Annotated in this window: 20 protein-coding genes, 1 pseudogene and 1 other annotated feature; of the genes and pseudogenes, 2 read left to right on the top strand and 19 right to left on the bottom strand. The window is 44.5% G+C overall.

The features are described from left to right. Window positions 1-11 precede the first annotated feature (11 nt). Window positions 12-1,310 carry an alpha-galactosidase MelA gene (melA, locus tag Y79_RS0115580; RefSeq protein WP_016938516.1) on the top strand — a complete coding sequence of 433 codons (1,299 nt, stop codon included), beginning with the start codon at window positions 12-14 and terminating at the stop codon, window positions 1,308-1,310. Window positions 1,311-1,346: 36 nt separating this feature from the next. On the opposite strand, the gene Y79_RS0115575 is transcribed toward melA, so the two are convergent. The 4 genes from Y79_RS0115575 to Y79_RS0115560 all read right to left on the bottom strand — a co-directional run bounded on the left by Y79_RS0115575 (window position 1,347) and on the right by Y79_RS0115560 (window position 5,511). Beyond that, on the bottom strand, window positions 1,347-1,883 hold the full coding sequence (locus tag Y79_RS0115575; protein WP_016938515.1) for a GNAT family N-acetyltransferase: 537 nt from the start codon (window positions 1,881-1,883) through the stop codon (window positions 1,347-1,349). A 26-nt stretch (window positions 1,884-1,909) separates the two neighbouring features. Beyond that, window positions 1,910-2,221, bottom strand: a complete 312-nt coding sequence (locus tag Y79_RS0115570; protein WP_016938514.1) for a rhodanese-like domain-containing protein — start codon at window positions 2,219-2,221, stop codon at window positions 1,910-1,912. Between the two features lie 115 nt (window positions 2,222-2,336). Next, the gene (leuS, locus tag Y79_RS0115565; protein ID WP_016938513.1) at window positions 2,337-4,751 is read right to left on the bottom strand and encodes a leucine--tRNA ligase; all 2,415 of its coding nucleotides are present in this window, start codon (window positions 4,749-4,751) and stop codon (window positions 2,337-2,339) included. A gap of 108 nt (window positions 4,752-4,859) precedes the next feature. Further along, window positions 4,860-5,073, bottom strand: a binding site (T-box leader). 102 nt (window positions 5,074-5,175) lie between these two features. Next, window positions 5,176-5,511: a DUF4257 domain-containing protein gene (locus Y79_RS0115560; RefSeq protein WP_076982551.1), complete on the bottom strand. Its 336-nt coding sequence runs from the start codon at window positions 5,509-5,511 to the stop codon at window positions 5,176-5,178. A 389-nt stretch (window positions 5,512-5,900) separates the two neighbouring features. Here Y79_RS0115560 and ytvA point away from each other — a divergent pair, with 389 nt between their 5' ends. Beyond that, window positions 5,901-6,686, top strand: coding sequence for a YtvA family blue-light photoreceptor (gene ytvA / locus Y79_RS0115555; protein WP_016938511.1), 786 nt, complete (start codon window positions 5,901-5,903; stop codon window positions 6,684-6,686). Between the two features lie 39 nt (window positions 6,687-6,725). Here the strand turns inward: ytvA and Y79_RS0115550 are convergent, their stop codons facing one another. From Y79_RS0115550 to Y79_RS0115475, 15 genes and pseudogenes are all read right to left on the bottom strand, one after another. Next, entirely contained in the window at window positions 6,726-7,910 is a 1,185-nt protein-coding gene (locus tag Y79_RS0115550; protein ID WP_016938510.1) for an MDR family MFS transporter, read from the bottom strand. 195 nt (window positions 7,911-8,105) lie between these two features. Next, window positions 8,106-8,825 carry a YwaF family protein gene (locus Y79_RS0115545; protein WP_016938509.1) on the bottom strand — a complete coding sequence of 240 codons (720 nt, stop codon included), beginning with the start codon at window positions 8,823-8,825 and terminating at the stop codon, window positions 8,106-8,108. A gap of 105 nt (window positions 8,826-8,930) precedes the next feature. After that, entirely contained in the window at window positions 8,931-10,871 is a 1,941-nt protein-coding gene (locus Y79_RS0115540) for an ABC transporter permease (RefSeq protein WP_016938508.1), read from the bottom strand. Further along, window positions 10,864-11,623 (bottom strand): annotated as a pseudogene (locus tag Y79_RS0115535) (ABC transporter ATP-binding protein); the annotation flags it as partial. The gene Y79_RS0115540 and the pseudogene Y79_RS0115535, both read right to left, overlap by 8 nt. A gap of 101 nt (window positions 11,624-11,724) precedes the next feature. Continuing rightward, complete coding sequence (locus tag Y79_RS0115530; protein WP_016938506.1) at window positions 11,725-12,729, bottom strand: sensor histidine kinase; 1,005 nt, start codon at window positions 12,727-12,729, stop codon at window positions 11,725-11,727. Next, the gene (locus Y79_RS0115525) at window positions 12,722-13,417 is read right to left on the bottom strand and encodes a response regulator transcription factor (RefSeq protein ID WP_016938505.1); all 696 of its coding nucleotides are present in this window, start codon (window positions 13,415-13,417) and stop codon (window positions 12,722-12,724) included. Before Y79_RS0115525 ends, Y79_RS0115530 begins: the two co-directional genes overlap by 8 nt. Window positions 13,418-13,482: 65 nt before the next feature. Beyond that, window positions 13,483-14,796 carry an ABC transporter permease gene (locus Y79_RS0115520; RefSeq protein ID WP_016938504.1) on the bottom strand — a complete coding sequence of 438 codons (1,314 nt, stop codon included), beginning with the start codon at window positions 14,794-14,796 and terminating at the stop codon, window positions 13,483-13,485. Continuing rightward, window positions 14,786-15,481 (bottom strand): ABC transporter ATP-binding protein, encoded by a 696-nt coding sequence (locus tag Y79_RS0115515; protein ID WP_016938503.1) that lies wholly within the window; start codon window positions 15,479-15,481, stop codon window positions 14,786-14,788. The genes Y79_RS0115520 and Y79_RS0115515 overlap by 11 nt, the downstream gene beginning before the upstream one ends. Window positions 15,482-15,496: 15 nt before the next feature. Beyond that, complete coding sequence (locus tag Y79_RS0115510; RefSeq protein ID WP_016938502.1) at window positions 15,497-16,483, bottom strand: hypothetical protein; 987 nt, start codon at window positions 16,481-16,483, stop codon at window positions 15,497-15,499. A 36-nt stretch (window positions 16,484-16,519) separates the two neighbouring features. Beyond that, window positions 16,520-17,506 carry an ABC transporter permease gene (locus Y79_RS0115505; protein ID WP_016938501.1) on the bottom strand — a complete coding sequence of 329 codons (987 nt, stop codon included), beginning with the start codon at window positions 17,504-17,506 and terminating at the stop codon, window positions 16,520-16,522. A 15-nt stretch (window positions 17,507-17,521) separates the two neighbouring features. Then, a complete protein-coding gene (locus Y79_RS0115500) occupies window positions 17,522-18,508 on the bottom strand; it encodes an ABC transporter permease (RefSeq protein ID WP_016938500.1) in 987 nt (328 codons plus the stop codon). Then, the gene (locus Y79_RS0115495) at window positions 18,502-19,380 is read right to left on the bottom strand and encodes an ABC transporter ATP-binding protein (protein WP_016938499.1); all 879 of its coding nucleotides are present in this window, start codon (window positions 19,378-19,380) and stop codon (window positions 18,502-18,504) included. Before Y79_RS0115495 ends, Y79_RS0115500 begins: the two co-directional genes overlap by 7 nt. Continuing rightward, window positions 19,373-19,765: a GntR family transcriptional regulator gene (locus Y79_RS0115490; protein WP_016938498.1), complete on the bottom strand. Its 393-nt coding sequence runs from the start codon at window positions 19,763-19,765 to the stop codon at window positions 19,373-19,375. The genes Y79_RS0115495 and Y79_RS0115490 overlap by 8 nt, the downstream gene beginning before the upstream one ends. Window positions 19,766-20,114: 349 nt before the next feature. Beyond that, window positions 20,115-20,387: a YtzC family protein gene (locus Y79_RS0115480; protein WP_016938496.1), complete on the bottom strand. Its 273-nt coding sequence runs from the start codon at window positions 20,385-20,387 to the stop codon at window positions 20,115-20,117. Between the two features lie 335 nt (window positions 20,388-20,722). Next, a complete protein-coding gene (locus Y79_RS0115475) occupies window positions 20,723-21,871 on the bottom strand; it encodes an ArsR/SmtB family transcription factor (RefSeq protein ID WP_016938495.1) in 1,149 nt (382 codons plus the stop codon). Window positions 21,872-22,154 lie beyond the last annotated feature (283 nt).

Genomic DNA, 22,154 nt, shown 5'->3' with positions numbered 1-22,154 from the left:
AGGAATTTCTGTTGAAGAAAATTACGTTTATCGGAGCCGGAAGCACGATTTTCGCAAAAAATGTGCTGGGAGACTGTTTACTGACTGAAGCTTTAAACGGATTTGAATTCGCGCTTTATGATATTGATGCTGTGCGGCTGAAAGAATCCCAGCTCATGCTTGAAAATATGAGAGACCGATATAATACAAGCGTTTCTATCATCTCTTACGATGACCGAAAACAGGCGCTTAAACACGCCGGCTATGTGATAAATGCCATTCAGGTCGGCGGCTATAAACCCGCAACGGTCATCGACTTTGACATTCCGAAGCGGTACGGCCTCCGCCAGACGATCGCCGATACTGTCGGAATAGGCGGCATTTTCCGCTCCCTCCGCACCATCCCCGTTTTATTTGATATCGCAAAAGACATGGAGGAAGTCTGTCCGGATGCATGGCTGTTAAACTATACAAATCCGATGGCTTCTCTGACCGGCGCGATGCTCAGACATACAAATGTGCAAACGGTCGGCCTGTGCCACAGCGTGCAGGTCTGTACGAAAGATCTGTTTGACTCACTCGGCATGGATCACGAAGGTACGGAAGAACGCATTGCCGGCATCAACCACATGGCTTGGCTCTTGGAGATCAAAAAAGACGGAATTGATCTATATCCGGAAATTAAAAGACGTGCCCGTGAAAAGCAAAAGACGAAACATAAAGACATGGTTCGATTTGAGCTGATGGATAAGTTCGGCTGCTACGTCACGGAATCATCTGAGCATAATGCCGAATATCACCCGTATTTTATAAAAAGCCGATATCCGGAGCTGATAGACGAACTCCAAATTCCGCTTGATGAATATCCGAGGAGATGCACAGAACAAATCAAAAATTGGGAAACGATGAGAGACGGCATCATCAACAATCAAAACCTGACGCATGAACGCTCGAAAGAATACGGTTCGAGAATTATAGAAGCGATGGAGACGGGGCATCCGTTTATGTTCGGCGGCAATGTGCTGAATACGGGGCTGATACCGAATCTGCCGGCGAAAGCGATCGTAGAAGTGCCGTGCGCCGCCGTCAAAAACCAAATGATGCCGTGCTATTCAGGCGAACTTCCGGAACAGCTCGCGGCGCTCAACAGAACGAACATCAACACACAGCTTTTAACCATTGAAGCGGCCGTCACTTTAAAAAAGGAAGCCGTCTATCAGGCGGCGATGCTTGATCCGCATACGAGCGCCGAGCTTTCCATGAATGACATCATATCTTTGTGCGATGACTTATTTGAAGCGCACAAAGACTGGCTTCCGGCTTATCATTGATCTACGCGATCCGGCCCTTGAGGGGGCCGGACGGCTTTATATGTTCAGCACCAGTTTGACCGTCTGTAAGGTGTGTCCTTTAAAGTCTTCTTCAAATTCACATACCCATTGAAATCCTTTAGCCTGATAAAAGGACAGGGCGGGGCGGTTCTCTTTTTCTGCATGGACATAAAGCTCTTTTATCCCGCCGGACTGTCTGATGCATTCTTTAAGAAGTGCCGTGCCTATCCCGCTTCCCTGACAATCCGGATCAATATAAATGGCGGCGAGCTCCGCTTTCCCGTCTTTTTGAACCGGGGTGGCATTTGCAAAACCGAGATGTCTTCCCTCTTTTTCTTCTGCCACAAGGAACAGTGAATGACGAAGCCGGCGTTCCATCATCTCGTCCTGATAGGCGGATTCGAGAAACTGATCCTGAATGTGTCTGGGGATAATCCCTTCATACGTATGATGCCAGCTTCGTTCCGCGATTTGCCGGACCTGTTTGATATCACTTGCTTTCATAGCGCGTATGACCGGTTTCACCTGATCGCCTCCCATTTTTTCTATAAAAAAAGAAGAAAAGACGTGCATCCCTTTTCTTCTTTCACTTCAAAACGTTATTTCTTCGGCTTTGTTTCGCCTTCCCATTCCAGCATTCCGCCTTCAACATTAACCGTACGGAAGCCCTGCTCATGTAAATACATACAAACGTTCATGCTTCTTTTTCCGGAACGGCAGATAAATACATATTCCTTGTCCTTGTCAAACGCATCCATCTTTTCTGGGATGTCCCCCATGCGGATATGAACAGCCTGCGGAATCATTCCTTCGGCGACTTCTTCATCTTCTCTGACATCAATCAGATACAGCTCTTCTCCCGCTTTTAATTTTTCTTCAAGTGCGGCTGTGCTGATTTCATTTATTTTCAATATGTGACACTCCCATTCATCTTTATGGTGTAAGTATACCAAAGCCCGCGGTGCGATTTCTATGATAGAGGCCTGATAAAAAAGCCCCTCTCTTTAGGAGAGGGGCTTCGTCCGGTCAGTTTGCGACGATATTGACAAGCTTGCCCGGTACGGCAATGATTTTTCGGATCGTTTTTCCTTCAAGCTGCTCTTTTACTTTTTCGTCAGCTTGTGCGAGCTGTTCTAATGCTGCTTTATCAGCATCAGCCGGAACCATTAATTTCGCTTTTACTTTGCCGTTCAGCTGGACGACGATTTCCACTTCATCATCCACCAGTTTTGATTCGTCATAAGCAGGCCAGGCTTCGTATGCAATCGAACCTTCGTGGCCGAGTTTTTCCCACAGTTCTTCCGCCAAATGCGGCGCAACAGGAGAAAGCAGCTTCACAAAGCCTTCGACATATTCTCTCGGAAGTTCATTCGCTTTGTAGGCTTCATTAATGAAGACCATCAGCTGAGAGATGCCCGTATTAAAGCGAAGAGCTTCGTAGTTTTCTGTCACTTTCATAACCGTTTCATGATAGACGCGCTCAAGAGTCTCGCCCGCGCCTTCTGTCACTTTGCCCGTCAGCTCGCCGTTTTCCTCGATAAACAAACGCCATACACGGTCAAGGAAGCGGCGCGCTCCGTCAAGACCTGATTCAGACCAGGCGATAGATGCGTCAAGAGGCCCCATAAACATTTCGTACAGGCGGAGCGTATCTGCTCCGTGAGACGCCACAATTTCATCCGGATTAACGACGTTTCCGCGGGATTTACTCATTTTTTCATTATTTTCCCCGAGAATCATTCCTTGGTTATACAGCTTTTGGAACGGTTCTTTCGTCGGTACGACACCGATATCATAGAGGAATTTATGCCAGAAACGCGCGTACAGAAGGTGAAGCACGGCATGCTCCGCTCCTCCGATGTAAATATCGACAGGCAGCCATTTATCCAGTTTCTCAGGTGAAGCGAGCTGATCCGGATTTTTCGGGTCGATAAAGCGAAGGAAATACCAGCAGCTTCCTGCCCATTGCGGCATCGTGTTCGTTTCTCTTCTGCCTTTTCTGCCCGTTTCAGGATCAGTGACCTCTACCCACTCTTTAATGTTGGCAAGCGGTGATTCACCTGTTCCGCTCGGTTTGATCTCATCGGTTTTCGGCAGAATCAGCGGCAGCTCTTCTGCCGGAACGGCTGTTGAAGTGCCGTCTTCCCAATGAATGACCGGAATCGGCTCGCCCCAATAGCGCTGGCGGCTGAACAGCCAATCACGCAGACGGTATGTCACTTTTTTCTCACCGTTTTTCGTTTCTTCAAGCCAGGCGATCATTTTTTCAATCGCTTCCGCTTTATTCAGTCCGTTCAGAAAGCCGGAATTGATATGTTCTCCATCTCCCGTGTACGCTTCCTCTTCCGTGTTTCCGCCTTTTACGACTTCTTTGACAGGCAGGCTGAACACTTTGGCGAATTCAAAATCGCGTTCATCATGCGCCGGCACGGCCATTACAGCACCCGTTCCGTAAGAAGCGAGGACATAATCAGCTATCCAAATCGGCAGCTTTTCCCCGTTTGCCGGGTTTACCGCATATGCGCCCGTGAAGACGCCCGTTTTTGTTTTCGCAAGATCCGTCCGTTCCAGGTCACTTTTCGCCTGAACTTCTTTAATATAAGCGTCTACCGCTTCTCTTTGTTCAGCCGTCGTGATGGCCTCCACAAGCTCATGCTCTGGAGCCAGCACGGCATAAGCCGCGCCGAACAGCGTGTCCGGTCTTGTCGTAAACACCGTGAATGTGTCGTCAGTGCCGTCGATCGCGAAATGGACGTTTGCGCCTTCTGAGCGTCCGATCCAGTTGCGCTGCATGTCTTTAATGCTTTCAGGCCAGTCAAGCTCTTCTAAATCTTCAAGAAGCCTGTCCGCATAAGCAGTGATTTTCAGCATCCATTGTCTCATCGGGCGGCGTTCAACCGGATGGCCGCCCCGCTCGCTTTTGCCGTCAATGACTTCTTCGTTCGCAAGCACCGTTCCGAGTGCCGGGCACCAGTTGACCGGCACTTCGTCTACATAAGCGAGACCTTTTTCATACAGCTTGGTGAAGATCCACTGCGTCCACTTGTAGTAGTCAGGATCAGTCGTATTGATTTCACGATCCCAATCATATGAAAAACCGAGCGATTGGATCTGGCGGCGGAAATTATCGATGTTGTGTTTCGTAAACTCAGCCGGATCATTCCCTGTGTCAAGCGCGTATTGCTCGGCGGGAAGCCCGAACGCGTCCCATCCCATCGGATGAAGCACGTTGTACCCTTGCATGCGTCTCATGCGAGAAAGAATGTCGGTTGCCGTATAGCCTTCCGGATGCCCGACATGAAGGCCGGCTCCTGAAGGATACGGGAACATGTCAAGCGCGTAAAACTTCGGCTTGTCACTCTCTTCGCTGACGGCGAACGTTTTATGCTCCAACCAGTAATTCTGCCATTTCTTTTCTATTTTTTCGTGCTGAAAACTCAACGCAAAAACCTCCTTCTGATTGAATACGGCGTATGTAGTCCAAGTATTGACGGGATAAGGAAGATTGTATTCAGATTATTCTAAAACTAAAAAAACTCCCTCATCCCAAAAAGGGACGAGAGATTTTTGTTTCCCGCGGTACCACCCTCGTTAGCGCGGTTTTAAGCCGCACTCACTTGATACTTTTAACGCAGTTATGCGTCAGCGGTTTTGCCGCTGCAACTCTGAGGCGAGTTCGGAAACAGACTTGATTGACTTGCACCGGCCGTCAACTCTCTGACTGCAAAATCTGCTTCTTACTGCTCCTCTTCACTGTTCTTATCGCTACCGTAATCTTACCTGTATTTTATAGAATTCTGTTCATAAGTGCAAGCAGGTTTGTATACAATGGGAATGTACCCAGAACGGGTCATGAGCGGGGATATTATTTTGATGGAGGATTTTTTTGCTGGTGTGGTTTTGCTTCGGCCGAATCACTGTTTTGTTCCCTGACAAAATCAAAGCTCCTGAGAACAGCTTCTCCGCCGTAGCCTGCGATTATGGATAAGATGACGAGTTGAATTCCTGAATCGGGGTTAGCGGATAAGACAAGTAAGATGGAAGCAGCCATTCCGATAAAACCATCTTCCAAAAAACCGAGATAGATAAACCGCTTTGTCATTCTGGGTTTCTCCAGCCTGCCTCTTTTTTTCACATGACCGAGAACCCCCATGATTCCTCCAATTACACAAGCAATAATTACCTGATGCAGCATCTTCATCACCTTCCTAAAGCCCTTATTTAGTAAAGCGACTTCAGGCCATCCAGCCCCCTTACGAATACGATGATTTTCGATATCTACATACCGGCGAATGAGCAGGAAAGTAAAAAGCTTGTTTCTTCCATTATATGTGAACACATGATCGGTAAGCTTGATGCATTAGATTCATTTTTCACCCAGTGACAATGACCTAGTCACTTACTTAGCGATGATGTGCCTTCCCCTTATATATTCAGTGTATATGAGGACAAGCCCGAATGACAAATTGCAAACTGCGGCTGCTTGAAACAGAACATGTGTTATGCTACGGTTACTGTAGATTCATTTAAAAAGGGGAGAAACAATGGCTGAAAAAAGTGCGCAGCTTTACGGCCAAAAGGGGGTTTTATATGGCTGACTCAAATGTACTCGGAAATCTGGAGCAGCTGGAGCTTATCAAAAAGGCGCTTGATCACGCACGCATCGGCGTGGTGATTACAGACCCCTCTCTTGAGGACAATCCCATCATTTATACGAATCAGGGATTTATGGATATGACAGGCTATTCTTCCGAAGAGATATTAGGTAAGAACTGCAGATTTCTGCAAGGAAAAGAAACCGACCGAAAACAAGTCGCGAAAATAAGAAAAGGCCTAAAACATAAAGAAAAGATCACGGTGCGGCTGAAAAATGTAAAAAAAGACGGCACCCCGTTTTGGAATGAACTCAATATTGATCCTCTTTATGTTGAAGACAAGCTCTATTTTGTCGGTTTTCAAAAAGACATCACAGAGCAGAAAGAGTACGAAAAGCTTCTTGAGGATTCCCTCGGAGAAATTGCGACGCTGTCAACGCCGATCGTTCCGATTCGAAACGGGATCTCCGCCATGCCGTTAGTGGGGAATTTAACAGAAGAACGATTTGATTCCATTGTGACAACTTTGACAGACATATTAACCGCATCTAAAGATGATTACTTAATTATAGACTTATCAGGTTTAGCTGAGGTAAACGAACAGACCGCAGACCGGATTTTCAAATTGCATCATCTGCTTAATTTAATTGGCACAGAATTGATCATCACCGGTATCAAGCCTTCCCTTGCCATGAAAATGAATCAGCTTGATGCCAGCTTTACTTCATTAAAGACATATTTAAATGTTAAGGACGCCGTCAACGTGCTTCCGCTCTTATAATCAAAAAATCCCGCCGAAACAGCGGGATTTTTTATGTCGTCATCGCACTTGGACGTTTTGTTTATTAACGGTTTTCAGACGTTTGTCATACAGCACCGTCGCTAGGATGCTGACGACAAGAAGCGCCATCAGGAACAAAAGCAGCACGCTCATGCCGTATTGATCAACCAGCACGCCGCCAAGGAGCGGCCCGATCATTCTGCCGCCCGTCGCCGCACTGTTGACGAACCCTTGGTAAAACCCTTCTTTCCCCTTAGGCGCAAGCTGATTGGCAATAGTAGGCACGGCAGGCCAGACAAGCATTTCTCCGATCGTTAAAATCACCATCGCGGTAAGGTACATCGGAAAGTGCTTGGCGCCAAGGAGCACGCCGAACGAGACGATAAAAATACAAAAGCCGATGACCATCTGCGTTTTTAACGCACCGGACCATTTTTTCAGAACAGCACCTATAAGCGGCTGTCCGGCGACAATCAGTATTCCGTTTACGGTCCAGAGCACACTGTATAATGAAAGCGGCATACCGATGCTTTGAGTATGTGACGCAACGGTTGTGGACCACTGCGAATAGGCAATCCACCCGAGAACATACCCGCCGCTCAGTATAAGAAGCGCCGTAAATTTCGTTCTGCTGCTGACAGGCTCGTAGTCCAGTACAGAGACCTGGCCCGCATTTCCGGTTTTAATATTTCGAAACCCGAAAAATACGATAAGGAAAAACAGCACATACAGCAAAGCATTGGCTAAAAACACGTACGTAAACGAGTACGCCGCAACCATTCCGCCGAGTGCTGAACCGACCGCGACACCTGCGTTCTGAGCTACATAAATCGCATTAAAAGCTCTCCGTCCGCCCTCTTTCCAGACCGCTCCCGCCATGGCGTAGCTGGCCGGAAACACGATGCCGGAACCGAACCCGACAATGACGAGCAGCCAAATATAAACGGGCCACTGGTGAAACAGAACGAGCCCGAGAAGACTTGCCAAGGTGATGATAATGCCCAGCATAATGGATTTGAATCCGCCGATTTTATCAAACAAAAATCCGCCGCATAAATTCCCCGCCACACTGGCTCCGGAATTCAGCATCAGAACAATCCCCGCGACAGTCAGCGATTTCCCTAAATGATTATGAATATAGATCGTATTCAGCGGCCACAAAAAAGATGCGCCCGTCACATTGATAAACATTCCGATAATTAATATCTTCAAAGCGCGCGGCATACCGATCCCCCTTTCTCTATAAAAAAACCCATGAAAAAACGGAAACCGCAAGCTGCAGCTCCGTATCGATCCCATTATCATAGCAGATTCATTTTATCGCCGCGGACGTCTTTTTACAACATCAGAATCTGAAAAAAATAATGCCGGAATGTTGAAAAAATTTCAAATGATCGGCTTCACAAACATAAGCGGGCTTCATGCTCTTTTCCTCAGCAGCCAAAACGGAATATACAGAATGAAAAAGCTCAGCATCACCGCAGCTTCCATTGAAAGAAGATACCATGGCCAAGGGCCGAGAACATTCAGAAGCGAAGCGGTCTTCGGTTTTTTCATTAAATAGAGGTAGTTTGCATTCAGCACATGGTCAATCAAAAAGACACACGCCCCGTACAGATTTACGATCAGCAATGACACCCAGAGCGCGCGCACCGACGGCCTGTACTTTTGGGCACCGGCCATAAACAGACAGGCTAGAAACACACAGCCGTGCGAGATGAAAAATACGATGTACCGAAAATGAGGGAAAGAATACGCCCCTAAATCAGGTGTGGCCATCGCTTGTATGGCGCTGCCCAAGCCGGCAAAATAGAGAAAGGCGAACAGCTTTTTGCTTTTTGTCATGACCATCAGCATCGCCAAATAGACGGAAAGGTCGCTCAGCTGCAGCGGCAGAGATGTTTTCAGCGACCAGGCATGATGCCATAGCAGCCATATATGATAGCTGATCTGCGACACAGCTAGAAGAATGAACAGCACGTATCGGAACACGCGATTCGGCCGGCCGTGATGGAGCTTTTTCCGGAATACGATCACGCATACCCCCAGCAATCCGATGATCAACAGCGTGAAAATGTGTTCCTTGGAAAAAAGATGAAAAGCCCCTGTTTCAGATTTCAATTGAAAATACTTCTGCATAAGGCTCCCCCGCGCGAAAAAATGACGTATGTCTATTCTTTTAAAAATCGCTTTTTTCTATTCATGCAGAAAAAAGCCCCGCACAGCGGGGCTCCTCAACCTGTTTTACAATGCGGACCGAATGACCTTTTTATAATAAAGCACCGACAGCATGCCGAAAATGGAGTACAGCAGCGTATACAGCGCCATGACGATAATCATCGGCGTCCATACTTCCGTTCCGAATAAAAACCACCCTGACTGAACGGCAAAATAGCTGTGGAACAGCCCGAGAACGAGCGGAATGCCGAAATGATACGCCTGCTTCCGGCGGATGCCTTTCAGCAGATCTCCCGTTGTGAAGCCGAGCTTCCGCAATATCGTATAATCAGCCTTCTCATCCTCACACTCGCCCATTTGTTTAAAATAAAGGATACAGCCCGAAGTGATCAGAAAGGTTAAGCCTAAAAATCCGACAATAAACATGATCAGCCCCATATTTTTCTTTTGGGTGTCAGCCGTTTCAAACTGTGAAAGGGCGCCGTCTGAATAATGCTGCGCCTGAAACAAACCATCAGCTTTTTGGATGTCCTCTTCTCGTTTGAGTGTAATGCCGAAGAACCGATTTGATTTTCCCTGAATGGACGGATCGATATCTTTCTCGATCCTGTCAAATACGTGCTGCGTGACGATAACGGTCGGCAGCCCTCCGCTTGTAAATGTATATGACAGGAGGAAGTCGTTCTTCAAGCCCTTATACGCCAGCGGTATTTTATCCGTTTTGCCGTTTATATCAATGGAACCTGACGTTTTCAAGTCGAGAAATCTTTTCATCATATCATTATATCCGGTAAACACGGCTTCTCCGTCAGAAAGCTCCGTCCCTTCTGCGTCTTTCTCGCTTATAATCGGCAGCGCCAAGCTGGACGGGTCTTGTTTGAAGCTTTTCATATCACCGTTTACGATATTCTTCATATTGACACCGGCTTGAATGGTCTTGATTGTTTTTACTTTGTGTTCAATTCCGTTTTTCTTCAATAAAGCGGTAAATGAGTCAGTCTCCTTTTGGTTATCAAACGCAAAGTCCGCGGCTGTATTTTGCTCAGCCGATTTTTCCGCGGAGTAGTACGAGATATAGCTTAAAGACAGTAAACCGATTGCCAGCGCCGAAAGAGTCGTAATAATCGTCAGCAGCACGGCGTTTGACTTCATCCGGAACATGATGGATGACAAAGACAGCACTTCACTGACATTCAGATACCCGCCTTTTGATTTCCGGATGAGATTTGCCAGAAAGCTGACCGAACCTTTATAAAACAGATAGGTTCCGATAATGACCGAGCCGAGAATAAACACCATTGCCGAAAACAGTTCATTCATGGTTGTAAAACTGCCTCCGAATAAATCTGCGGACACGGCATAGCCGGCGATAATGGCCGCGATACCGATGACGCCGATTGTCATCTGCACCCAAGAGAGCCGTCTTATATTGCTTTCTGACGATGACGCGGTTTTAAATAAAGACAAAATGCTTTGCCGTTTAATAAATAAGTAATTCATCATCATAATCAGCACATAAATTGCCCCGAACACAATTAACGTCTGAACGAGCGCCTTGCTTGAAAAAAACAGTGAGACAGAAGCTTTTACACCGACTGTATGAAACAGCATCATCATACATAATTTCGAGAGAGAAAAGCCGGCAAAAATACCGATCCATATCGATCCGAAATACAAAATGAAGTTTTCTGTGCTGAGTATGCGGAAAATGTGCATTTTCGTCATGCCGATTAATCGGAATAAGCCGATTTCCCGGCCGCGGCGTTTGATAAAAATGGTGTTGGCGTATAAAAGAAATACCGACACGATCGCCACAAGCAGTATGGAGGCGGCCCGGATCGCCGCCGCTCCTTTTATGGAGCTTTTCATTTCATCAAGCGCCGGATCGTATTGCATCGTGACAAACGCGAAATAAAGGGCGGCGCTGAACACCAGCGCAAAAACGTAAAGGTAATAGTTTTTCATATTCTTTTTCAGATTCTGGAAGATCAAATGATAAATGCTCATGCCTGAATCCCGCCCAATACACCTTGCGTTTTCATAATATCCTGAAAAAAGTCCGGTCTGTCCTGGCCGCCTTTATTCAGCTGTGTATACACACGGCCGTCTTTAATGAAAACCACACGGCCGGAATAGCTGGCGGCAACCGGATCATGCGTCACCATCACAATGGTAGCGCGGCGTTTTTGATTCAGGCGGCTGAGTTTATTCAGCAAGTCGGAGGCGGCTTTAGAATCAAGCGCTCCCGTCGGCTCATCAGCAAAAATAATGCCCGGCTCGTGAATAACAGCTCTCGCGGCAGACGTCCGCTGTTTTTGTCCGCCGGAAATTTCACTCGGATACTTATCTCTCAACTCATAGATGCCAAGCTCCTCTGCCGTCTCGGCAAATCGCCGGTCCGCCTCTTTTTTAGGCATTTTCGTAATGGATAACGGCAGGAGTATGTTTTCTTTCACGGTCAGCGTATCCAATAAATTATAATCTTGAAAGATAAAGCCGAGGTGCCGTTTTCTGAATTCGGCAAGCTGTTTTTCTTTCATGGATGTGATCTCCGTCTCATTCAGTCTGATCGTGCCCGCGCTCACTTTATCAATAGAAGAAAGCACATTTAAAAGAGTGGTTTTCCCTGATCCTGACGGGCCCATAATGCTGACAAATTCCCCTTTTTGGATCTGAAGATCAATTCCTTTCAGCACCTCCTGCTTATTCAGCTTATTTCCGTAGTTTTTTCGAATATTGCCTGCTTCTAAAATCATCAGTTACGATTCTCCTTTTACATTGGTTATCTTCATTTTAAAAACAAAAGCCGTTTTTTTCGTTTGATTAAGCGAACAAAAGAGAAAAGCATGTGACACTTTTGTCACACGCTGAACATGCTGACGGCGTCGTTTTGTTTCGGAAATACCAAGGTGAAAACCGTGCCTTGTTTTGGCTCTGATCGCACGCTGATCTGGATGTGAAGCGGAGCCGCGGCTTTTTGAGCCAAATACAGGCCCATTCCCGTTGACGCGTGATCACGGCTCATCCGCGTGGAGGTAAACCCCTTTTCAAAAATGCGCGGAAGATCTTTAGGCTTGATGCCGATGCCGCGGTCTTTGATATCCACATGCACCCGGCCGTTTAGTTCATAGCTTTTTACGGTTATATCATCCGCTTCACTGTATTTGACGGCATTGCTTAACAGCTGTCTGATAATGAAGGAAAGCCATTTTCCGTCACTGAGAACGTCCGGTGCCTCAAGCTGAATGTCAAACCCGATTCCTTTTTGTATACACCATGATTGCAGATTTTTAATTTCTTTGAAAACGAGCGGGCGGATCTGAATGCGCTGGAACGATAAATCATTTTCGATAAAGGACAATCGTTTCTGATGAAGCTGCTGGTCGAGGAGATGGTGAATCCGCAGCCATTCATAATGCAAAGGGGCTTTCAGCGGCTGTTCATCAAGACGCTCGATCATGAGGTGCATCGCTGTCAGCGGTGTTTTGACTTCGTGAATCCACGACATCAGCTCATCCTTCTCATGCTCTGATGCCGCCTGCATATGAAGTGAGCTATTTCTTAAAAGCTCTGTCTGTTCTTCAATGCTTTCTTCAATGATCGACTCAAACGGACTGTCGGGCGTTTTAAGACCGGAAATATCTAAATCAGCGTCCCAATCTTTTAAGCTTTTATAAAAAGCGGTCTCTTTCCGATAGCGGAACAAGAGAAAAACAAGAAACACAAGAAGCGACAGGTAAACAAAATACAGCACTGAACGAAACGGAATAGACGGATCAATATATGCCGCAAAAAGGAGCACAGCCTGCTGAAAAAGAAACATCGCGATCCAGCTTTTTCTTTCGAGCAGAAATGATTTAATCATAAAGACCGTCTTCCTCCTTCGCGATATACCCCTGTCCCACTTTGGTCTCAATCATTTTCCCGATACCTAAATGATCGAGCTTTTTCCGCAGCCGGTTGACATTCACCGTCAGCGTGTTATCGCTGACGAAACGTTCATCATTCCATAGGCTTCTGATGAGTTCTTCGCGGCTGACGATTTTATTTTTCTGCTCGGCCAGCAGTTTTAAAATCAGCATTTCGTTTTTGGTCAGTTCGACCGAACCGTTTTTATGGCTGACTGTGCCGGTTTCTGTGTCAATGACCGCCCCGCACCATCTTTTCATCAGCGCCGGTTCTGTGCCGTATTGGTGCACGCGGCGGAATACCGCCTGGATTTTCGCGATTAACACATCAAAATGAAAAGGCTTCTGTATAAAATCATCCGCTCCGAGCTGCATCGACATGACCATATCTGCCGGATGGTCGCGCGAGGACAAAAACAGAATCGGTACGTTTGATTGAGAGCGTATCATTCTGCACCAGTGAAAGCCGTCAAATTTCGGCAGCTGTACATCAATGATCACCAAATCAGGCTTGATTGCTGCAAACTCCTGAATGATCCGGCTGAAATCCTTTATTCCGTGCACCGCAAATGACCAGCCCGTTAATCTTTCTTTCATCTCGTGAAACAAAGTGTTATCATCTTCTATTAACAAAATGTGAAACATGGTATCCGCCCTTTTCTGATAGATAGATGAAAAACCGGCTGTTGCGTCCAGCCGGTTTTTTCTCTTTACAATTCTCTTCTTAATGCGGTCAGAACGTTGGTTTTTGTCGCTTTCCGTGCCGGATTCATACCCGAAATCACCGCGACCCCCGCACAAATGACCACTGCGATCACCACGAGGCTGAGCGGGATATAGGAGAAGGTATAATGAAGATCTTCAGCTCCGGTATTTCCCCCTACCGCTTTCAAGATAACCGGCACAGCCAGATTGACGGCAAAACTCACTCCGTAGGAAATGATAATCCCGATGACAGAACCTAATATTCCGATATAGGCGCTTTCCATCAAAAACATTCTGCGGATGATGGACGGGCTTGCGCCGATCGCTTTCATAATCCCGATTTCCTGCGTTCTTTCCGTAACCGCCATCGTCATCGTATTGAAAATACCGATGGCAGAAATGACGACGGCGATAAAGCCGACAAAGATCAGACCGATTTTAAAGACGAGGAAAAACGTGTTGACGCCTTGAAGCTCGGTTGTGACGGACATGACTTGATAACCGTCATCACTCAAATCCTTCGTTAACTGTTCAACATTGTCAAATTTGTCAGCGTAGACTTTTATGCTTTTTTCAGCATTTCCGCCTTTAAAATCTAAGAATTTCGAAAAATCCTTTTTGAATTGATCACTGATAAAAATATTTGTGTCCTCCATCCAATCTTGGGACGGTTTTTTTGTAATCCCGACAATTTTAAAGTCGTATGTTCTGGTTCCTTCCGTTTTTCCGCTATCATTGTTCGTTTTAGAAATGCTCAGCTGTATGGTTTTATTCAGCAGATCCTTCGTATAGCCTTTTGGCTTTTTCACGTCCGAGACATCTTCTTGATGATCCTTTAAGTCCTTGTTGTAAGCCTCAGCTTCTTTTTTCGTCAATAGGTTTTTCGCGAAATCATAACCGACCACAATTTCATTTTCTGATTTGGCTACTCTTCCCTGATCAAGCTCCATATTGGCTTTGACTTCGTCTTTCATGTTCGTTAACACGACCGTTGAACCTTCGTTTGTCCTGTTATCCAATGACGCTTTATTCGGTTCATATACTTCGGTTCTTTCAACGACAGACTTGACATTCTTATATTTTTCCAAGTCTGATTTCTTCACGGCTTTTCCGTTCTCTTGGCCGAGCACTCTTATTTCCGTTACGATCTGCTGGCTCATGGTTATGTCTGTTATCGTTTTTTGAATGCCGAATCCGACGGAGGCCAGCACAACCAAAAATGCACATGCCATCGTTGTTGCAAGCACAGTCATGAAAACACGCAGGCGGTTTTTCTTCATATTTCTTCTGATAAAGTGAACCTGATCCTTAAATCTCAACAGTAACGCCCCCTTTTAATACGCCGTCGTGCAGCTGGAATTTTGAATGTGCAATCGAAGCGACTTCATCGTCATGCGTGATGATGACAAAAGTAATCCCGCGCTCCCGGTTCAGCTGCTGAATTAATGCAAGCACCTCAAGCTCCGTTTCCGAATCAAGGCTTCCCGTCGGCTCATCAGCTAAAATGATCGACGGATTTAAAATCAGCGCTCTTGCAATACTGACACGCTGCTGCTGGCCGCCCGACAGCTCATTCGGATAATGATTCGCATGACTCTCAAGTCCGACCCGTTTCAGCATGTCTGCGACTTTCTGCTTCCGTTCAGACGGTTTAATCCCTTTGAGGGCAAGCGGCATTTCAACATTTTCATAGGTTGTCAGACTCGGAATGAGCTGGAAGCTTTGAAAAATAAAGCCGAAATGCCCGAGGCGGAACTGAGCCCACTCCTTTTCACTGAAGCCCGTCACATCAGTGCCGTTAATGACGATACGTCCCTTCGTCGGCGCTATGTAGCCGGAAATTAAATTCAGAAGCGTCGATTTTCCGGAACCGCTTCGCCCGACGATACAGGCGATTTCCCCTTTTTCAACCGTCAAAGAGACGTCCTTCAGCACCGGTACCTGACTCTCTCTGCCTTTCCTGCCGATTTTAAATGAATGATCGATATGCTGCACCTCTATCACGTACACCACTCCCCTTTATATTTGTTTCGTTTTTTTATAGATGAAGTAATAACTGATGAAAAACCCGATAACCGCGCCGATCAGCATGCCGAATATGTAACCGGTATATGAACCGTTACCGTTATAAGCATATCCGCATATACCCGCACTTCCCAGCATACTAAGCGCCATGACCAGCACTTGGATCATGCGTTCTGTATGTTTGTTCAAGATAAAATGTCCGCTTCGCTCACTCGGCATTTTCAGGAAATTCACATAGCCGAAAAGATAGAAACAAAATCCCATTAACGCAGATATAAGCAAGGCATGCTTCGTGTAATACATCCATGGTGTATGGAAGTAAGCGGCAGGCATGAAATAGATCAGAAATCCGCTCCAAGGGAAATCAATATTCTGCACAGCCTGCCTGCCAAAAAGGAACTCAGCGTTTAACAGGTAAATGATCAAGACAACGATCGGAAAAACGGAGACCATGAACGCTGTGATCAGCTGTGCTGCTAAATTGCCTGTTATCGTGCCGGCGGCTGTCACTAATGCATAAATCATCAAGCTGATGACCAGCATCCCGGCGCTGAATGAGTGAAAATGATGTACAGCGTCAGGTTTAAGCGCAAGAAACAATAGGTCCGATAATCCGTAAGAAACAAGCTGCGAGCCGGCTAACACGGCTGCTCCCAACAAAAACTTAGTATGGAATATCCGGCTTCTCGAATACGGCAGACTCAATGTAAACATGTTTTCAGCCCGTCCCGCTCTTGTCAGAAAAAGCCCCATCATAACCGGAGGAATGAAGTACAGCCCAATCAAATTCTGATTGCTGTAATTCATGCTGAATGTACAAACTGAACCTGAATATTGATGAAGCGCACCCAAACAATCCTTATAGTGAAAGTACTCATTTATAATTGCCAAAGGGCCTAATATAGATAAGAACCCCGCTGTAAGAAGCAACAGTGTCTGCCGCTGCTTCCATTCTTTATAAAGCAAACCGTTAATCGGCACCTTGCCTTCCCCCAAACTACACATTTTCATACAAACTTACATATGCTTTGTTTTTCTGTAAACCGTAAAATAAGTGATAAAAAACCCGATCACAGCGCCGAAGAACATGCCGGCTAAATAGCCGAACATCGTGTTTGTGACTCCATACCCGAATAAACCAAACCCCATAACGGCAAACACAATCACCAAGATCTGCACCGGGCGGTCCAATTTTCTCCAAAGAAAGAATCTGCCGTTCCGTTCATTCGGATGTTTCAGAAAGCTGACATAACCGATCAGATAAAAGACAAGGCTCATCACTGCCGGAATTATTAAGACTAAATCTCTTTCTCTGATCCAGTCGTTAAACACATATCCAATAGGAGTTATAAATACAAAAAGACGAGATTCGATATAGCTGCTGATGAAAGAGAATTGATTTCCTACACTAATATCGAAAACAACCTCCAGATTCGCGGCCGGCAGACCGATGAGTAAAAAGGGCAGAACTGTTACTGTAAACGCAGTTAACAGCTGGGCGAATATATGTCCCGTTAATGCGCCGGCTGCCATTAACAGGGCGTAAGCCATAAAACTGATGACAATCATTCCGATTGAAAAATGATCAAAATCGTACGTATGGCTCGGTTTCAGCAAAGATATGAGCAATGACGCCGCTCCGTAGCCTATCGCCTGAGAAACAACAATGACTGCTGCGCCAAGCCAGAATTTAGTCTGAAAGATTTGGCCTCTGCTGTAAGGCATGCTTAACAAGGCATCCATCGTTCCTTTGGTCCGTTCCAAGCCCATTAAGCAGACAGCAATAACGACACTCACAACCCAGCTGAAAGAAAGAAGCGACCCATTCGTATAACTCACGGTAAATTCACAATATTGCGGATCCAGATACTTCAAACGTCCTTGGTATGATAAATAGTAGTAATAAATCATAAAAGGGTTTGCCGCTATTAAGAAAATACCGCTCAACAAAAACAGCCACTGATTTTTCTTCCATTCTGTGTACAATAATCCCCGCGGTATCATTCCGGTTCTCCTCTCTTACACATGCTTTGCTTTTTTATAAATTACAAAATAACTGACTAAAAATCCGACCGCTCCCCCGACAATCATCCCGGCCACATATCCTGTCATTGACTGTCCCGTCGAGTACCCCGCGAGACCAAAACCGAGAACGCCGATCATGATGACCACAATCTGAACGGGGCGGTCAAGCTGTCTCCAGAGGAAAAAACGGCCGTTCCGTTCCACCGGCTGTCTGACATAGCAAAAGTACCCGATGGCATAAAATACAATGCTCATCACTGCCGGGATGAGTAATATATACTTGCTGGCAGATACCCAACCCGTATCAACGTACGTAATCGGATTCAAATATTGAATAAAATGGTATGCTTTTATATAAGCATCTTCTGACGGCATCAGCTCATACATGCCGACCCCGAAAATGACTTCCGCATTTGACAGCGGCAACGTAATAATCAGGTAAGGCGCTATCGACACAGTAAACGCCGTTAACAGCTGGGCGAACGGATTGCCCGTTAAGCAGCCTGCACTCGCGACCAATGCAAAAGCCAAAATACTCACAATGATCTCACCGACGCTGTAATGATGGAAGAAATATACGCGCTCAGGCTTTAACAGAAGAATGAGCAGCTCGGCCAGCCCGTAGCCGATGACTTGGAATCCGGCAATGACCGCCGCTCCAAGCCAAAATTTGGTGTGAAACATCTGAGCGCGGGAATAAGGCAGACTGAAAAGCGCATCAATCGTTCCTTTCGTACGCTCCAGTCCGAATAAGCAAACCGCCAAAATCACAGCGGGCGCCCAGTTAAAGTTCAGCATTCCGCTATCCAAAGAATTCACATAAAACTTACAATATGCTCCGTGGGTATCCAGACAGCCTTGGTAGACCAGATAGGTATTTAATACTTCAAACGGATTAACCGCCGCTAAAAAAATGCCGATCATTACGAGAACAGTTCGATTCTGCATCCATTCTCTGTACAGCAATCCCCTGTCTACCATCTCCGGTTCCCCCCAAACTTCGCGATGAAGACTTCTTCTAAATTCACAGGAAGTTCGTTCCATACTTTCGGCCGCAGCTCTTGCAGAAATTCCTTTTTCTTCTCATCGTTTTTCGGAATCAGCACTGTATAAAATACACCGGCATGGTCGAGAATCGGTATGTTTTGTTCTCTGATCATCAAGTTGACATCCTCTTCAAACGCCATTTGGATTTTCATGTATTCTTCCTTCATATCATCCAAATCCATCACATTCGTCAGCTGGCTGCCTTCCAAAAATCCGATCCGGTTGCACATTCGCTCAATATCTTCTAAACGATGTGAGGTAATCAGGATGCTCGTTTCCCGTTCAGCCACTTCGTCCACCATAAGCTGAAGCACGTCATGACGCGTTACGGCGTCAATGCCGTCCGTCGGTTCATCCAAAAGAATCAGTGCCGGCCGTGACGCAAAGGCAAGGACGAGCGCGAGCTGTTTTTTCAGCCCTGTTGATAGTTCACGGTATTTCTTCGTTTCCGGAATATTGTACCTGTTCATCAGTTCATTGGCGTAAGTCACATCAAAATTCGGATAGATTCTGCTTACAATCGCAACAAGCTGTTTATATGTATATTTGTCATAAAAAGGATTTTCAACAGGCATATAAATGATATTCTGTTTTACTTTTGGGTGCCGCTTTATTTCCACCTGATTAAATAAAACCGTCCCTTGGTCCGGCAGGAGAATCTGCTGAATGAGCCGGAGCAGCGTTGTTTTCCCTGATCCGTTTCGGCCAAGCAGCCCGAAAATTTCTCCTTTTCCGATAGTGAGTGAAATGTCTTTGAGCACTTCTTTACCGTCAATTGTTTTTGAGAGATTGCGCAATTCAATCATGATCCGTGCCTCCTTTCACATCAGCGCTGATTTCCTTTATCCATTCCTGCAGCTTCTCCAGCTCAACTCCCGCGTAATGGGCATCGATGATGAGCTGTTTCAATTGCTCTTTTATCATCGTCATCTTCCCTTCAACCAATGTCTTTTTTGCATTCTCCGATATATACGTTCCTCTTCCCCTCAGCGTTTCAATGACGCCATCGCGTTCAAGCTCCTTGTACGCTTTGCTGACGGTATTCGGATTGGCGATAATGATCGTTGCCAATTCTCTGACAGAAGGAAGTTTATCCCCCGGCTTCATGATCCCTTTCAAACAAAGCTCTTTCAATTGCTGTATGATTTGCTCATAAATCGGAGTTGAGCTTCTCGGGTCGATTTGAATCATTTACTTCCCTTCTTTCTTTTACGAGCTGCTCGATTTCTTTAAATGTTCTGCCACTGAAAACCGATGACGACAAGAATGACAAACAGACTGCTGGCCAAAACCGAAGCGGCGATAATAAGGGGCACATCTTGTTTTACGGATCTTTTGTTTTTCATGAAAGCTCTCCTTTCCTTTGCTCAGCATTTATATGTCGTTTTTATTTTTTTGAGTGTTTGCGGTGTATTACATCAAGTAGTACACGTAATACAATAAACACACTCCGCCTTATTGTCAATTCTTTTTTGAAAAGAAATACAAAAAACCCGCCGGGATTCCGGCAGGGTTTTTTGCACCATCTGAAACAGCGCGGTCAGTAATCGAAATTACGCTGCAAAATCATATTGTTTTGCAAAGTCTGCAGCTGCAGCCTCATTCGGTAAAGCTGTTCTCTCTGCTGATCATTCGCAGATAATGACAGCTTGTTTAATTCATTCACCGCGTTTTCAAGCATCATTTGCGCTTCACTGTACTCATTATCATTATAATGCTCTTGTTTTGAAGCGGTTATAAATTGCTCATTCGCAAATTCATACGCCTGTTCGCTTCTTTGGAGATGTTCATCTACTGATTGTCTTGTTGCCATTAAACAGTCCTCCTATTGATAATGTCATATCAATAGTATTTCTTATTCCAAATAAATTCTCACAAGAAATATCAGGTAATTCATTCACAAGACAGAAAAGGTATAAAATACGATTAAATGTATAATTTAATCAAGACAGAATGAAATCTTTATAAAAATCCGCCATTTTAGAACGCTGCACTTTACCGAGCATAACTCGATTGATATGGTGCCTTATTTTTTTACATTTATCGCAAGTTTCCCCTCGACATAATCGCCCTATTTTGTAAAACACCCAGAATTCATTTCGAATTTCAGCACCAACCATAAAATCAAGACGGTTTTAACACTTTGTTTTACTCTTCTTTACCCAAAATTGAAACACCTTTAAATTTTTTCAATAAACCATTCAAAAGGGAATGAAATTTAGAAGAATTAAGATAATAGTATGTTTTATTTTGATGTCTCGTACTCTCAACTAAACCTTGCAATGTCAAAATTCTCATATGGTGTGAAATCGTTGCGTTGGTTAAATTGAGCTGTTCGGCAATCTCATTAGCATACATTTTTTTATGACTAAGTAAGATTAATATCTTGAACTTACTTTTATCTGATAAAAGCTTCAAAAAATCAATGATGTGATTAATCTCTGCTTTCTCTAATGTATTTTCAAAAATTTGATCAACTTTATAACCAAGTCCAACATAAATGTTATCTTCACTTTTCGTAATAGTTGCAGTATAAGGTAAAAGTGTTGGATATATATTAATATAATCACAAGATAAGTATTCCTTACCTTTTAACGTACTGATTATCTTTTTTGGAAAATCTATATTGATGTTTTTTAATTGATTCATCCACTCATCTCTAAATTTAATTAAATTATAAATCGCCTCGTTAAGATAAACATTCACCAACATTAATTTGTTGCAAAATTGATCTACATAAGTTTTAGGAGATTTCATTACCTTAAATATTATCCACTTGTATTCGGGCTTTATATTAAGATTATTAAGCAGCTCAAATAAACTTTCCCTATCATTTAAATATTGTTGAGCAGATGTTTCGGTTTTAAGCTCTCCATGCAAATAAATTAAGGACTCTAAAATATTTTTTCTTATCTCTTCATCTGTAGCTGCAGACAAATATTCAATTATTTCAAAAAAATCCTTCGTATAGATCTGTGGGATTTTAAAAAAAGCTGTCGCTAAACAAAAAATGTTTGCACTCCTAACATCTTCGTATTCACTAAAGCTGCCAAAATAAAAATTTAAGAACTCACTATCCAGCTCTTTGATTTTTTTAAGATCATCTAGTAATAAAAAATACTCATTATCTAAATTCAAACCCATCTTTGAAGAATAATCTTTGAAGAATTCTTCGTGTTTTAGGAATAGAATAGAGGATATCTTATCAAAAAAGTCTGAAACACTGTCATTAATTATTAACTGCACTTCTAAACACCCCATAAAGTCTTTTTTCCGCAGATAAAAACGTTTTACCATCTTCCAGGAAGACATATTACATGTTTATTAATCTTATCAATCAAAAGAGAAATTTCATAGAATATTCATTTCCTGTTTTTAAGGATTTTTGCATTGTACTTCGTGATATAAATGCTTCGGCTACCCGTGCTGAGCATGATCCTGATTTAAATTACTCTCCTGCGGTTTGGTCTCCCTGTTAGAACCCTTATTCATCTCCCAGTTAGTTTACAAGTATATTTCAATTTCAGTTTCTTAAAAATAAGTTTTTAAAAAAGTGGATAAAAAAACAAACTATGAATAA

It is taken from the genome of Bacillus siamensis KCTC 13613 (assembly GCF_000262045.1).
Classification (GTDB): domain Bacteria; phylum Bacillota; class Bacilli; order Bacillales; family Bacillaceae; genus Bacillus; species Bacillus siamensis.
The sequence above is the reverse complement of the archived record's forward strand: the minus strand, read 5'-3'. Positions and strand labels throughout refer to the sequence as shown.